Origin of the sequence: Streptosporangium sp. NPDC050284, assembly GCF_044459525.1 — a bacterium.
GTDB lineage: Bacteria > Actinomycetota > Actinomycetes > Streptosporangiales > Streptosporangiaceae > Streptosporangium.
In genome coordinates, this window is sequence record NZ_JBITIZ010000003.1 from 190,489 (window position 1) to 204,419 (window position 13,931).

12 protein-coding genes are annotated in these 13,931 nt (G+C 69.5%); 3 read left to right on the forward strand and 9 right to left on the reverse strand.

What is annotated here, in order from left to right; translation table 11 throughout:
* Window positions 1–93: 93 nt before the first annotated feature.
* The 3 genes from ACIBH4_RS08495 to ACIBH4_RS08505 form a co-directional block, all read right to left on the reverse strand.
* Window positions 94–1,614 carry an ABC transporter ATP-binding protein gene (locus ACIBH4_RS08495; RefSeq protein WP_362763232.1) on the reverse strand — a complete coding sequence of 507 codons (1,521 nt, stop codon included), beginning with the start codon at window positions 1,612–1,614 and terminating at the stop codon, window positions 94–96.
* 122 nt (window positions 1,615–1,736) lie between these two features.
* Window positions 1,737–2,816, reverse strand: coding sequence for a BMP family ABC transporter substrate-binding protein (locus ACIBH4_RS08500; RefSeq protein WP_362502651.1), 1,080 nt, complete (start codon window positions 2,814–2,816; stop codon window positions 1,737–1,739).
* Between the two features lie 300 nt (window positions 2,817–3,116).
* The gene (locus tag ACIBH4_RS08505; RefSeq protein ID WP_362763062.1) at window positions 3,117–4,358 is read right to left on the reverse strand and encodes a M20 family metallopeptidase; all 1,242 of its coding nucleotides are present in this window, start codon (window positions 4,356–4,358) and stop codon (window positions 3,117–3,119) included.
* Window positions 4,359–4,894: 536 nt separating this feature from the next.
* Here ACIBH4_RS08505 and ACIBH4_RS08510 point away from each other — a divergent pair.
* Window positions 4,895–6,310, forward strand: coding sequence for a peptide ligase PGM1-related protein (locus ACIBH4_RS08510; RefSeq protein ID WP_362502657.1), 1,416 nt, complete (start codon window positions 4,895–4,897; stop codon window positions 6,308–6,310).
* Here the strand turns inward: ACIBH4_RS08510 and ACIBH4_RS08515 are convergent.
* Window positions 6,269–6,487: an SCO4848 family membrane protein gene (locus tag ACIBH4_RS08515; RefSeq protein ID WP_362502660.1), complete on the reverse strand. Its 219-nt coding sequence runs from the start codon at window positions 6,485–6,487 to the stop codon at window positions 6,269–6,271. The genes ACIBH4_RS08510 and ACIBH4_RS08515 overlap by 42 nt on opposite strands.
* An 87-nt stretch (window positions 6,488–6,574) precedes the next feature.
* Here ACIBH4_RS08515 and ACIBH4_RS08520 point away from each other — a divergent pair, with 87 nt between their 5' ends.
* On the forward strand, window positions 6,575–7,768 hold the full coding sequence (locus ACIBH4_RS08520; RefSeq protein WP_362763060.1) for a D-alanyl-D-alanine carboxypeptidase: 1,194 nt from the start codon (window positions 6,575–6,577) through the stop codon (window positions 7,766–7,768).
* Window positions 7,769–7,787: 19 nt separating this feature from the next.
* On the opposite strand, the gene ACIBH4_RS08525 is transcribed toward ACIBH4_RS08520, so the two are convergent.
* The 5 genes from ACIBH4_RS08525 to ACIBH4_RS08545 all read right to left on the reverse strand — a co-directional run bounded on the left by ACIBH4_RS08525 (window position 7,788) and on the right by ACIBH4_RS08545 (window position 12,815).
* On the reverse strand, window positions 7,788–8,921 hold the full coding sequence (locus ACIBH4_RS08525) for a hypothetical protein (RefSeq protein ID WP_362763058.1): 1,134 nt from the start codon (window positions 8,919–8,921) through the stop codon (window positions 7,788–7,790).
* Window positions 8,918–9,271, reverse strand: a complete 354-nt coding sequence (locus tag ACIBH4_RS08530) for a PadR family transcriptional regulator (RefSeq protein WP_362502669.1) — start codon at window positions 9,269–9,271, stop codon at window positions 8,918–8,920. Before ACIBH4_RS08530 ends, ACIBH4_RS08525 begins: the two co-directional genes overlap by 4 nt.
* A 64-nt stretch (window positions 9,272–9,335) precedes the next feature.
* A complete protein-coding gene (locus ACIBH4_RS08535; protein WP_362763055.1) occupies window positions 9,336–10,268 on the reverse strand; it encodes a YihY/virulence factor BrkB family protein in 933 nt (310 codons plus the stop codon).
* A gap of 183 nt (window positions 10,269–10,451) precedes the next feature.
* Entirely contained in the window at window positions 10,452–11,456 is a 1,005-nt protein-coding gene (trpS, locus tag ACIBH4_RS08540) for a tryptophan--tRNA ligase (protein WP_362502675.1), read from the reverse strand.
* 45 nt (window positions 11,457–11,501) lie between these two features.
* On the reverse strand, window positions 11,502–12,815 hold the full coding sequence (locus tag ACIBH4_RS08545) for a hemolysin family protein (protein ID WP_362763052.1): 1,314 nt from the start codon (window positions 12,813–12,815) through the stop codon (window positions 11,502–11,504).
* Between the two features lie 122 nt (window positions 12,816–12,937).
* On the opposite strand from ACIBH4_RS08545, the gene galE reads away from it, so the two are divergent.
* Window positions 12,938–13,897, forward strand: coding sequence for a UDP-glucose 4-epimerase GalE (gene galE, locus ACIBH4_RS08550; protein ID WP_362763049.1), 960 nt, complete (start codon window positions 12,938–12,940; stop codon window positions 13,895–13,897).
* Window positions 13,898–13,931: the final 34 nt, after the last annotated feature.

A 13,931-nucleotide genomic window follows, 5' to 3' on the forward strand; every position in this document is an offset into this window, starting at 1 on the left:
CCGTCTGGGTGTTCATGCCGCGCATCCTGGGGGGCGTGTGCGTCTGGGGGTTCATGCCGCGCGTTTCCGGGGGCGTGTGCGCTACGTGGGTGTTCATGCCGCCTCTCCAGCACCCGTCATGGCCGAACCGAGCCGCTCGGGTGTCACATCCTTGGGATCCACCTCGGCGACGATCCGGCCGCGCAGGATCACCTTCAGGGTGTCCGACAGGCCGATGAGCTCGTCGAGGTCGGCCGAGATCAGCAGGACCGCGAGGCCCGCGGCGCGCGCCGCGCGCAGGTGGTCCCAGATCGCGGCCTGCGCGCCCACGTCGACGCCGCGCGTCGGGTGGGAGGCGATCAGGAAGACGGGCTCCCCGCTCATCTCCCGGCCGACGATCAGTTTCTGCTGGTTGCCGCCGGACAGGGCCGAGGCGTCCACGTCGATGCCCGGGGTGCGGACGTCGTACGCCTCGACGATGCGCCGGGTGTCCTCGCGCGCTCCCGCGCGGTCGATCCAGGGGCCCTTCACGTTGGGTCGCCGCGTCTGGTGTCCGAGGATCCGGTTCTCCCAGAGCGGGGCCTCGAGCAGCAGGCCGTGCCGGTGGCGGTCCTCGGGGATGTAGCCGATGCCGGCCTCGCGGCGGCGCAGCGTCGCCCAGCCCGAGATGTCGTGCTCGCCGAGGCGGATCTCGCCGTCGGCCGGGCGCATGCCCATGATCGCCTCGACCAGCTCGGCCTGGCCGTTGCCCTCGACCCCGGCGATGCCGAGCACCTCGCCCCTGCGGATCTCGAAGCCGACGTCGTCCACGACGCGGCGGCCGTCGGACAGGACGGTGAGGTCGCGCACCGACAGCGCCACCACGTCGGTGACGGTGGACTCGCGGGTCTCCGGGCTGGGCAGCTCGCTGCCGACCATCAGCTCGGCGAGCTGCCTCGCGGTCACGTCCTTGGGGTCCACGCTGGCCACGGTCGTGCCGCGCCGGATGACGGTGATGGCGTCGGCGACCGAGAGCACCTCGTCCAGCTTGTGGGAGATGAAGATGATCGTCAGCCCCTCGCGGACCAGCTCGCGCAGGTTGGCGAAGAGCTCCTTCACCTCCTGCGGCACGAGCACGGCGGTCGGCTCGTCCAGGATGAGGATCCGGGCGCCCCGGTAGAGGACCTTCAGGATCTCCACCCGCTGGCGGGCCCCGACGCCCAGGTCCTCGACGGTGACGTCGGGGTCGACGCCGAGGCCGTACGAGTCGGAGATCTCCTTGATCCTTCTTCGCGCGGTGCCGAAGTCGAGGGCGATCCCGCCCTTTCTGGGCTCGCTGCCGAGGACCACGTTCTCCAGGACGGTGAGGTTGTCGGCCAGCATGAAGTGCTGGTGGACCATGCCGATGCCCACGGCGATCGCCTCGCCCGGGGAGCGGAAGCTCACGTCCTCGCCGTTGACGCGGATCTTCCCCTCGTCCGGGCGCTGCATGCCGTACAGGATCTTCATGAGGGTGGACTTGCCCGCGCCGTTCTCGCCGACGACGGCGTGCACGTGGCCCTGTCGCACGGAAAGGGAGATGTCGCGGTTGGCGACGACGCCGGGGAATCGTTTGGTGATGCCCGAGAGTTCGACGGCCGGTGCCGAGGTGCTGATGACGGCCTCCTCCGTACGGATGCCCCGATACGGAACGTGGTGGTAAGGGTGGAACAAATTTCGATCAATGTAGGACAAAGGGCCCGGGGGAAATGTCCGCCGGGCCCCTCATTAGTACCAGGTCAGGAGGTCTTGTCCGGAACGGTGATCTCGCCGGAGATGATCTTCTGCTTGTACTCGTCGAGCTGAGCCTTGATGTCGTCGACCTGGCCACCGGTGGTGGAGTAGTCGACGCCGTCGGCCTTGAGGTCGTAGATCGTGCTGCCGGCCTTCACCTGGTTGGTGGTGAAGCTCTTCAGGAAGTCGAAGACGGCGACGTCGACCTTCTTCACCATGGAGGTCATGATGACGCTCTGCAGGTCGGCGGCGGCGGTCTTCGCCTGGTCGGAGTCGACGCCGATGGCGAGACCCTTGGCGGCCTTCGCCGCCTCGAACACGCCGCCACCGGAGCCGCCCGCGGCCTGGTAGACCACGTCGGCGCCCGCGTCGAACATGCCCTCGGCCGCGGTCTTGCCCTTGGCCGGGTCACTGAAGCCGGTGAAGTCCGGCGGCTGGGTGAGGTACTTGACCTCGATCTTCACGTCCGACTTGACGGCCTTGGCGCCCGCGGCGAACCCGGCCTCGAACTTGTTGATCAGCGGCACCTGCACGCCGCCGACGAAGCCCACGTGGTTCTTCTTGCTCTTCAGCGCCGCCGCGGCACCGACCAGGAAGGAGCCCTCGTGCTCGGCGAACAGCAGGTTCGAGATGTTGGGAGCCTCGGCCGCCGCGTCGTCGACGATCGCGAACTTGACGTCGGGGAACTCGGTCGCGACCTTCTTCACCGGGTTGGAGTACGCGAACCCCACCGCGATGATCGGGTTGAAGCCGCCGTCGGCGAGCAGGCGGAGCCGCTCCTCCTTGGCCGCCTCGGTCTCGCCGTTACCGGCCTCCAGCTCGCTGACCTCGGCCAGGTTCAGCTCGGCCTTGGCCTTGTCGATGCCCGCCGCCGCGGAGTCGTTGAACGACTGGTCGCCACGCCCGCCGATGTCGTACGCGAGACCGACCTTCGGTCCCGCCGCGGCCGACGCCTCACTGCTGGCGGCCCCGCTCGGCTGCGCCGACGTAGCCGGTTCCTCGCTTCCACCACACGCGGCAGCTCCCATGAGCATGCTGCCCGCCAGTGCGGTCGCGGCCAGCTTGCCGAATCGGTTCTGAAGCAAGATGGACTCCCTTCGCGTTTCAGTGCACGCGCGAAGAGACGCACGGCAACCCTGCACGGAAGATAGTTGGTCCATCAGGGTTGACCAAACCAACGCATGAGTCCGCAACAGGTCCGTTATCCAGCTCAGGCCACCTTGTGACCCAAAAACCGGACAGGGTTACCTGTCGGTAGCTCCGAACGTCCGCCACGGCCCGGTATCGGCCCGTCCGCCCGGGAGCCGATGATCTTCTTCGGGGACCATCGGCTGGTTCCTCAGGATATGTCCGGACTTTTCGTCTGACTAGATGTCAGGAACGCGCTACTTGTCGGCGTTCACGGCCATGAGCGTGTCGCCCGCGACGGGGCGCTGCCCCTCCCACAGGGCGGTGAGCGCGGTCGCCGCGAGGAAACGTACCCCGGTGCCGATCGCGCTCTCGTCCACGTCGAAGGTGCCCTGGTGGATGTCCGCCAGGTGCGCCGACCCCGGCTTGCGGGTGCCGAGCCTGGCGAACGCGCCGGGGATGGACTCCAGATACCAGCCGAAGTCCTCGCCGCCCAGACTCTGCTCCGTCGGCACGGGGGCACCCTCGCCGAGCACGCCTTCGGCGGCCTCGGCGAGCATATGCACGCTCACCTTGTCGTTGACCACCGGCGGCACGCCGCGCACGTACTCCATCTCGGCCTCGACGCCGTACGCGCCGGCGACCGACTCGAGCAGCGACTTGATCATGTCGGGAGCCGCGTGCCAGGCCGCCTCGTCCAGGCAGCGCACGGTGCCCTCGGCGACGCCGTCGTCCGGGATGGCGTTGGCCACCGAGCCCGCCTCGACCCGGCCCCAGACCAGGCTGAGCGAGGAACGGGGGTCGATCCGGCGCGAGAGCGCGGCGGGGAGCTCGGTGAGGATCTTGGCGAGCGCGAAGACGAGGTCCGCGGTGAGGTGCGGCCTGGCGGTGTGCCCGCCGGGACCGCTCACCCGGATCGTGACCCTGTCGCAGGCCGAGGTGATCGGACCGGCCTTGAGGCCGACCTTGCCGACGTCCAGCCGGGGGTCGCAGTGCAGGCCGAAGATGCGGTCCACGCCGCTGATGCCGCCCGAGGCCATCACCTCCAGCGCGCCGCCGGGAAGCTCCTCGGCGGGCTGGAAGATCAGCCGGACCCTGCCGGGCAGCAGACCGGCCTCGGCCTGCTGGGCGAGGAAGAGCGAGGTGCCGAGCAGGATCGTGGTGTGCACGTCGTGCCCGCAGGCGTGACACACGCCGGGGACCGTCGAGCTGTACGGGACGTCCTTCTCGTCGGGCACGGGCAGCGCGTCGAGGTCGGCCCGCAGCGCCACGGTCGGGCCGTCGCCGCTGCCGACGTCACAGAGCAGGCCGGTGCCGCGCGGCAGCACCGAGGGGACCAGCCCGGCGGCGGTCAGGCGCTCGGCGACGCGCTGCGTCGTGCGGTATTCGGCGAACGCGAGCTCGGGATGCATGTGCAGGTCCCGGCGGAAAGCGATGAGCTCCTGCTCGCGACCGGCGAGGAACGTGTCGAGTTCTCCTCGCAAATTACGCCCCCGCATTGCTCACCGTCCCATCCGCGCCGGCGGGCTCTGGATCCTCGACGCACCGTGCAACTGCCCAGGATCTCGAAACCCATGAGGCAGTCTCGAAAAAAGCGATCGCCGCACCGCCGGACCGGAGTGGGGTCTCACGGGCCGCGTCAGCACGGGCTGGTCGGTCACCGACGCGGGAACGGCAGGCCGGTGCCCCGGGGAAGCCGTCGCGTTGGCGATGACAACGACTTTATCCCTCCTCCCGAGCAGCTCGCCGACATCCAGGCCAAATGTTTTGGCACCCCATGCCCCACTCGTACACCTTCCGACCCGGGATGACCAGGAAAGATGGCCCAAATTGACTATGAGACGATGGTCGTACCGGGGGAGGGCGGGTCCGAGGGGACGTCACCACCGGGCCATTCCCAAACATCGCCGACCTGGCAATTTACGTGACCTCAGGTGCCGGTCATCGAACCCGGCGGAGTGATGTAAACGGGAGGAATGCGTGTTTCACTCCTCACATGATCGCTAACATCCCATTCGGGGAGAGGCAGTCGCGTTTGAGCATATTCGAACCGGACGAGGGCACCCTGGTGGTCCTCCCCTCGTTGTCGCTTCCCCAGGATGAGCTGCGCAGGATCACCGGAGCCCTCTCCTACGAGGAGCGGCTGCTGTTTCTCCTCCTCACCCTGAGGAAGCCGAAGGTCGAGGTCGTCTACCTGACCTCGACGGCGGTGGACAGCGCGGTCGTGGACTACTACCTGGGCTTCCTCGACGATCCCGACGAGGCCCGCACGCGCCTGCGAATGATCAGTTTGGATGATCCTGACACGCATCCGCTCACCGAGGCGCTGCTGCGCCGCCCGGACGTGATCGCGCGCATCCGTGCCGCCCTCGGCGACCCCCCACAGGGCGACGCCCCCTGGCACGCGAACAGGAACGACAGACCCGCCTGGATGGTGCCGTTCGTGGTGAGCGAGTACGAGGAGCGCCTCGCGGGGATCCTCTCCCTGCCGATCTACGGCCCCGCCACCTCCCTCGCCCACCTGGGTTCCAAGAGCGGCGGGCGTGTGGTCGGCGACGAGGCCGGGGTGCCGCTGGTCAGAGGCTTCGGCGACCTGCGCTCGCTGACCGAGGTGGAACGCGCCGCCCACGCGATGAAGCCCGCGGGCAGGCTCATGGTCAAGCTCAACAACAGCTACTCGGGGCTCGGCAACGCCATCGTGACCAAGGACGACCGGCCGCTCGCCTCCTGCCCCACGAGCTTCTCCGCCTCCGACGAGAACTGGACGACGTTCGCCGAGAAGGTCGCCGAGCGGGGAGCGGTGATCGAGGAGTTCATCGAGGACCGGCCCCTGCGCTCCCCCAGCGCGCTGGCCCGGATCACCCCCGGTGGCTCGTACGACGTGGTCGCCACCCACGAGCAGGTCCTCGGCGGTCCCAACTGCGACGTCTACCAGGGCTGCAGCTTCCCCGCCCGCCAGGAGTACCGGGCCGAGCTGGGCGAGTACGCCGAGCGGATCGCCAGGATCCTCGCGGGCCGCGGGGTGGTGGGGCTGTTCGGCATCGACTTCTTCGCCGTCAAGACCGACGGCGGCTACCGGACACTGATGTGCGAGATCAACCTGCGCATCGGCGGCACCACCCACCCGTTCGGCGCCGCCCTCCTGACCACCGGCGCGTCGTACGATCCGGAAAGCCACACGCTCGTGCACGCGGGCCGGCCGAAGCACTACGTGGCGACGGACAACTGCGCCTCGCCCTCCCTTCGTGGCCGTCTGCCCGGCGAGGTGGTCAAGCTGATCCACGACGAGGGCCTCGGCTTCGACCGCGAGCGCCGCACCGGGAACGTGCTGCACATGCTGGGCGGGGTCACGAAGTACGGCAAGCTCGGGTTCACCAGCATCGGCGACTCCGCCGAGGAGGCCGCCGAGCTACACGGAAGGACGCTCGTCACGCTTCGCCAGAGCGCGTAGGCCGATCGCACCGAGCACGATCGCCAGCACGATGTTGACGGCGATCAGGATTCCGTGGACCACGTAGAAGGCCGTCGGATGACCATCCGTGAGGTTGAAGCCAAGGGTGATCCATTCGAAGATCATGAAAGCGGCAAGGCCGATCAGGAAAGCGGCTGTCTTTCGCGTTATTCGCATGGTGTCAGTATTCCGCCGAGTGGCTCCTCGCTGGTCAGGGCACCTGTAACTCCATGCGAACCGGTACGAAGCTACCCTGAGCTCATCATGGGGATCAAACATGTCGCACCCGTCGGGGTGCTGCTCGCGGCGACCGCCCTCCTCGGCGCGCCCGCACAGGCCCGGGTCGCGGACGCGCCCGCGGCGGCCGGTTCGCCGGACCTGCGCACGGGTGCCGTTCCAGTGGCCGCGCGCCACGAGAAGGAGCCGGTCGGCGGCTCCCGGCTCGGGGGGCGAGGTCTCATCCTCCCCGGGGGTGTGAAGGCCCCTCCCAAGACGGCCGCGAAGTCGTACGTGATCGCCGACGCCGAGACCGGTGAGGTGCTGGCCGCCAAGGACGCCCACGGGCGCTACCTTCCCGCGAGCACGCTGAAGGCGCTCACCGCCCTCACCCTCATCCCCAAGCTGGACAAGAAGCTGAAGATCACGCCGAGCAGGCGTGCGGTGAACGAGGAGGGCAGCGCGGTCGGCCTGGTCCCCAAGCCTCTCTACACCGTCGAGGACCTGTTCAAGGCACTGATGCTGGTCTCGGGCAACGACTGCGCGATGGCCCTGGCCGAGGCCAACGGCGGCCTCGCCACGACCCTGGCGGACATGAACGCCGAGGCCAGGCGTCTGCAGGCGTTCGACACGGTGGCCAAGACCCCGAGCGGGCTGGACAAGCCCGGCCAGAGCAGTTCGGCCTATGACCTGGCGCTGATCGCCCGCGCCGGCCTGGCCAACGCCGATTTTCGGCGATATATCAGCACAAAGACTGACAAGTTCCCGGCGCCCAAGGGCTACTACGAGATCGGCAACCACAACAAGCTGCTCTGGCGCTACAAGGGCATGATCGGCGTCAAGAACGGCTGGACCTCCAAGGCCCTGGGCAGCTTCGTCGGCGCGGCGAAGCGCGACGGCCACACCGTCATCGTGTCGATCATGCGGCATGACGGCTACTTCTGGGAGGAGGTCGCCGACCTGCTCGACTGGGGGTTCGCCAATCGCGGCAAGGTCGTCCCGGTCGGCCAACTGGTCGACCCGGTCCCCGAGCCCGCCCCGCTGCCCACCGGGCCCGCCGTCTCGGCGCCCCCCGCCGCCCCCGCACTCCCCGCTCCGGTCTCCGCGCAGGACCCGGCCGCGGCCACGAGACCGGCCGACGAGGGCGTCCCCGTCGTCTACTACGCCCTCGGCGTCGTCCTGCTCGGCGGCCTGACCTGGCTGATGTACGGCCTGCGCGGACGCTCCCGCCGGGCGCGCTGACCAGAGCCCTCCTCGCCCTTCACCCCTCGACCGGCCCCCGGCCGCTCCTGGCCGGTGCGGCCGGAAGGATCCTGATCCCCAGGACGACACCCCCGACGACGAGGGCGAGGAGCAGCACCGCCTGGCCGACCATGCCGAGGGTGATGGTCCGGCTTATCCCGTCGGCGAAGCCGAAGTGGTGGCTCAGCCCGATCAGGCGAGCACACAGCGTCGGCAGCGCCAGGATCGCGAGAGCCAGCGGCCACGACGGGGTGCGCCGCGCGGGTGCGTACGCGTGCACGCAGGCGTACGCGACGCCGGCCCCCAGGACGAACGCGCTCCTGAGGCCGGGCTCGTCCAGCCACGGCCATATCCAGGCGACGCTCGCGGCGGGAGACGCGATCGCCTCGTACAGCGCGGCGACGGCGACACCGGCGGCGAGAGGAGGGAGCAGAAGCCACGGCGACCGCCGCGCGGGGCGCGAGTCCCGCTGGAAACCGGTCCACAGGGCCGACACGGTGACCAGGGGGGCCAGAAGACCGGCGAGCGCGAGCCCGGGGAAGCCGTCCAGGGACATCTGGACCAGGACCGGCAGTCCCACCGCGAGCGCGACGAGCGCCAGCGCCCTGGCGGCGCGCGGATGTCCGAGGAGGAGCGCCGCGAACGGGGCGAACCACAGGGGGCCGGCGAGGCCCTCCAGGATGTTCGCGAGCCGCTCAGGCGACCCCGCCGGACCCGCCGCCTGGGCGAGCAGGGGGTCGACCGCGCCGATCACCCCGTACGCGCGCAGCGCGATCGCGGCGGTCAGGGCGCCGAGGAACGCCTGGAGGCCCAGTCCCAGCAGGGCCGTCAGGCGGACCGTCTCGCCCCACGCGAGGAATCTGGGCTCCGCGCCCCCCGCTCCGCCGAGGCGGACCCGGACCGCGAGCACGGCGATACTGGCGATCTCCGACCAGCGCGGCCGGGGCCCGTCGGCGTCGGAGACGCCGGGCGAGCCCTCCAGGAAGACGGAGACCATCTCCTCCTCGCGCTCGGCGCGGTAGGAGGCGGGCAGCAGGCGCAGCCAGTGGCGGTAACGCCTTTCCAGCAGGTTCGTCGGCGCACCGTCGTCACCGCTCTCCCTCACGTGGGCGTCCTCGCCCTCTTTCGCGTGGGCGTCCTCGCTCTCCCTCACGCGGGGCCTCCCGCGACGGAGGGGCGGCCCTGCCGGGCGCGGAGACGGTCGACGGCGGTCCTCGCGTTCTCCGCGAGCCGGACGGCCTCGGCCTCCAGCGTCCGTGAGCCGGAGTCGGTGAGCCGGTAGTAACGGCGCAGCCGTCCCTGCTGGACCTCCTCGCGGTCGAGAGCCACCAGCCCGTCGCCCGCGAGCCGGTCGAGCACACCGTAAAGCGTGCCGACCTTGAGCCGGACCCGCCCGCCGGACAGTTCCTCGACCTCCCGCACGATGCCGTAGCCGTGACACGGCTCGCCGACCAGCGCGGTGAGGATGAGAAACGCCGGCTCCGTCATCACTCTCGGAGTCATGCCCGACAACATATATCGGGGAACAAGATATAGCGAGCGGCGGAGCTCACCGGATTGCGGAAGATCAGGCGCGGAGGGCGGTCGTCGGGACCGGGGTGGGATCGGGCGGGGGGCCGAGGGACGCGGTGGCGGTCCAGGCGGCGGCGTACATGATCACCCGGGCCGAGAGGTTGAGCCAGACCAGCAGGCCGACGACCACGGCGAACACCCCGTAGACGGGATTGTTCAGGGTGCCGGAAAGGATCAGCACGGCGAGTTGCTTGAGCAGGGCGAAACCGACCGCGCCGAGCAGCGCACCGCGCAGCAGCACCCGCAACGGCTGCCTGGAGCGGCCAAGCCAGCGCAGGATGACCAGAAAGACGACGACGTCGGTGAGCACGCTCACCGTGAGCCCGGCCAGCCAGATCGTGGCGGTCGCCACCGGCGAACCCGCCAGACCGAGCCACCCGGCCACGACCCCGCTCGCCTGGGTGGCGAACCCCCCGACCAGCACCGACAACACCAGCGTGGTACCGATGAGCAGGAGCGCGGCCAGATCCCTCAACTTGGCCAGGACGAAGTTGAGCGGCGCCTCGGTCGTCATGAAGATCTCACGCAGCGCGCCGCGCAGGGCGTCGATCGCGCCGAGTCCCGCGTAGAGGAGCCCGAGCAGGCCGATGATCCCGGCACTGGTCCGGGACGCGGCGATCTGCTGGATCGGCAGCTTGTCGGCGAGGCCCGGCAGATACTGGTTGATCGCCGTCTGCAGGGTCACGATGGCGTCGGGCCTGACGGAGAGGAAATAGCCGAAGACCGCGAAGGCGAGCGCGATGATCGGGAAGAACGACAGGAAGGCGAAGTAGCTGATCGCTCCCGCGAGCCGGTCACCGGACTGGATCTGGTAGCGCTGGAAGGTCCTGGCCAGATGATCCAGCCAGCGCCACCTGATCCGGGCCGCACCAAACGCCCTCCCGAACCGCTCACGGGCAGATTGGATACGTTCCAGCACGCTTGTCACGTGCGCCCCCCTACCCAATCACCGCCGTCCCGATCGTGAACAGCGGCGAAAAAACAGCCGTGCGTACACGGGAGATCACGGAGCGGGCGGGAGGCCGCCCGAACCCGTGCGACGGAAGGTCGTCAGGGCCGTGTGGAGTCGTCGCGGTCCGGCTGGGAACACCTCCCGGACCGCAACGGAAGATCATGAAGTGGGCAGGAAGCCCACCCGGTCACGCACCTTGGCCATGGTCTCGGCGGCCACCGCGCGGGCCCTGGTCGCCCCGACGGCGAGCATCCGGTCGAGCTCCGCCTCGTTGGCGAGCAGCTTCTCGGTGCGCTCGCGGATCGGGGTGAAGGTGTCGATCACCACCTCGGCCACGTCCTTCTTGAACGTGCCGTACCCCTGCCCGGCGTAGCGCGCCTCCAGCTCGGGGATCGGGACGCCGCTCAGCGCGGACTGGATGCGCAGCAGGTTGGTGACGCCGGGCTTGTTCTCGTCGTCGGCGAGGACCTCGGAGCCGGTGTCGGTGACCGCACGCATGATCTTCTTACGGAGCGGCCCCGGCTGCTCCAGCAGGTCCAGGATCCCGGTGGGCGAGGAGGAGGACTTCGACATCTTCGCCGTGGGCTCCTGGAGGTCGGTGATCTTCTCGACCCCCTTGACGATGTGCGGGTCCGGCAGCGTGAAGGTCTCGCCGAAGCGGTGGTTGAAGCGCTGCGCGAGGTCGCGGGTGAGCTCCAGGTGCTGCTTCTGGTCGGCGCCGACCGGCACCTGGTTCGCCTGGTAGAGCAGGATGTCGGCCGCCTGCAGGATCGGGTAGGTGAACAGCCCGACACTGGCCGAGCTCTCACCGGCCTTCGCCGCCTTGTCCTTGAACTGGGTCATCCGCCCGGCCTCGCCCATCCCGGTGAGGCAGATCAGCACCCAGGCCAGCTCGGTGTGCTCACGGACGTGGCTCTGCACGAAGACCGTGGAGCGCTCGGGGTCGAGCCCTGCGGCGAAGAGCTGGGCCGCGGCGACCCTGGAGCGCCTGCGCAGCACCTCCGGCTGGTAGTCCACGGTGATCGCGTGCAGGTCGACGACGCAGTAGAACGCGTCGTACCCCTCCTGCATGGCGACGTACTGCCTGATGGCACCGAGGTAGTTTCCCAGGTGGAAGGAGTCTGCGGTGGGCTGGATTCCCGACAGGACACGAGGACTGGCCATAGCAGCCAATTCTGTCAGCTGTCGGGAGTGCTTGGTTCGCGAGGTTCAGCTCTCGGAGGCGGGTGGCGCCTCCTGGCGCGGCGCTCTCCGCTTGATCCTGACCCGGGAGACCCTGCGGCCGTCCATGTCGGTGACCGTGAGGTCGAACCCCGGGATCTCCACCCGATCCCCCAGCGCGGGAAGGTGTCCGAGCGCTCCCATGACGAACCCGCCGAGGGTCTCGTACGGGCCGTCGGGCAGGCGGATCCCGGTCTCGGCCGCCACCTCGTCGAGGTTGGCCAGACCGTCGAGCTCGACCTCTCCCGCGGGCAGCGCGACGTGCTCGTCCGCCACGTCGTGCTCGTCGCGGATGTCGCCGATCAGCTCCTCGACGAGGTCCTCCAGGGTGACGATGCCCGCCGTTCCGCCGTACTCGTCGACCACGATCGCCAGGTGGTGCCCCTCCTTGCGCATCTCCGACAGCGTCGCCATCAGCCGCTTGCTGGTGGGGACCAGCTTGACCGGGCGGATCGGCACCAGCTCGCCGATCGGCTCGATGGACCCGGTCAGCACCGGATCGAGCAGGTCGCGGATGTGGACGAAGCCCACGATGTCATCGTAGGAGTCGCGATAGACGGGAAAGCGGGAGTGCGGCATGGCCGCGGCCAGGACCGCCGCCTCGGCCAGCCGAGTGTCGACGGACATGAACTCCACCTCGGTGCGCGGCAGCATCACCTCGCGCAGCTGCCGCTTGCCCGCCGCGAAGACCTCCCCGATCAGGTGACGCTCGTCGGCGGTGAGTTCGTGGTGCCCCACCACCATGTCGCGCAACTCCTCGGTGGAGATCTCCTCGCGGTCGGCACGGGGGTCGCCGCCGAGCAGCTTGACGACCCCGTCGGTGGACTTGGACAGCGTCCAGATGATCGGCCGCGACAGCAGGGCCATCCGGTCGAGGAACGGCGCGACCAGCAGGGAGATCCCCTCGGCGCGCTGCCGGGCGATCCGCTTGGGGACCAGCTCGCCGAGGACGAGCGAGGCGTACGAGATCGCCAGCGTCACCAGCACCAGGGAGAGCGGGGCCGCCACGGCCTCGGGCACCCCCCAGCCGGTCACCACCGGGATGAGGTCCTGGGCGAGGGTGTCGGCGCCGAAGGCGGCCGAGAGCATGGTCGCCACGGTGACGCCGATCTGCACGGCGGACAGGAAGCGGTTGGGGTCGCGAGCGAGCTTCGCCGCCCTCGCCCCCCTGCGACCGTGGGCGTCGAGCCGCCTGACCTGGCTCTCCCTGAGGGAGACCATGGCCATCTCCGCCGCGGCGAAGAATCCCCCGATCAGTACGAAGAGCATGACCAAGGCGATGTTCGCCAGGACGCTGTTCACGAGGTCGTCTCCGTCATGGCGGTCGCCCGTTCCGGCGGTGGTCGATATTTGATGTGCCAGCATATGCTGGCAATAGACTTACAAAAGTAAACAAGTACAAACATCATCAAACAGGAGGCTCCGTGAAGCTGCTCGTCACCGGAGGCGCCGGATACATCGGCGGCGTCGTGGCGGCGCGACTCGTCGAGGCGGGCCACGAGGTCACCGTGCTGGACGACCTCTCCACCGGCCACGCCGACGCGGTGCCACCGGGCGCCCGTTTCGTCGAAGGGTCGATCACCGAGGCCGCCGGTCTGCTGACCGGCATGGACGGCGTGCTCCACTTCGCGGCGAAGTCCCTCGTCGGCGAGTCGGTGGAACGGCCGGACCTCTACTGGGCGCACAACCTCGGCGGCACCCTCGCCCTGCTCGACGCCATGCGGAGCGCGGGAGTGGGACGGATCGTCTTCTCCTCCACCGCCGCGACGTACGGCGAGCCGGAGCGCTCCCCGATCGAGGAGACCGACCCGACCCGGCCGACCAACCCCTACGGCGCGTCCAAGCTCGCGGTCGACACCGCGCTGAGCGCGTTCGCCGGACTGTACGGCCTGGCCGCGGTGAGCCTGCGCTACTTCAACGTGGGCGGCGCCTACACCGCCGCGGACGGCAGCGTCTACCGCGAACGTCACACCGTGGAGACCCACCTGATCCCTAACGTCCTCGCCGTCGCACTCGGCGGTCGCGAGTCGGTCAGCGTGTTCGGCACGGATTACCCCACTCCCGACGGCACATGCGTGCGCGACTACATCCACGTGGCCGACCTCGCGGGGGCCCACCTGCTGGCACTGGACGCCTGCTCGGCGGGCGAGCACAAGATCTACAACCTGGGCAGCGGGACGGGCTTCTCCGTGCGGGAAGTGCTGTCGGTCTGCCGCGAGGTCACCGGCCACGAGATCCCCGCGGTCGTGCGCGAGCGCCGCGCCGGTGACCCGGCCGTGCTGGTCGCCTCGTCCGACAAGATCCAGCGCGAACTCGGCTGGAAGCCCGAGCACCCGTCGATCCGCGACGTCGTCGCCGACGCCTGGGCCGCCCTGCGCGACTGACAGCGCGCCGTCGTCTGCCGCCGTCCGTGGAGAC

Excerpts from the sequence above, each read along its gene's own strand:
- ACIBH4_RS08505 (WP_362763062.1), bottom strand. The coding sequence starts at position 4,358 with ATGCGGGGGCGTAATTTGCGAGGAGAACTCGACACGTTCCTCGCCGGT.
- ACIBH4_RS08515 (WP_362502660.1), bottom strand. The coding sequence starts at position 6,487 with ATGCGAATAACGCGAAAGACAGCCGCTTTCCTGATCGGCCTTGCCGCT.
- ACIBH4_RS08520 (WP_362763060.1), top strand. The coding sequence starts at position 6,575 with ATGGGGATCAAACATGTCGCACCCGTCGGGGTGCTGCTCGCGGCGACC.
- ACIBH4_RS08530 (WP_362502669.1), bottom strand. The coding sequence starts at position 9,271 with ATGACTCCGAGAGTGATGACGGAGCCGGCGTTTCTCATCCTCACCGCG.
- trpS (WP_362502675.1), bottom strand. The coding sequence starts at position 11,456 with ATGGCCAGTCCTCGTGTCCTGTCGGGAATCCAGCCCACCGCAGACTCC.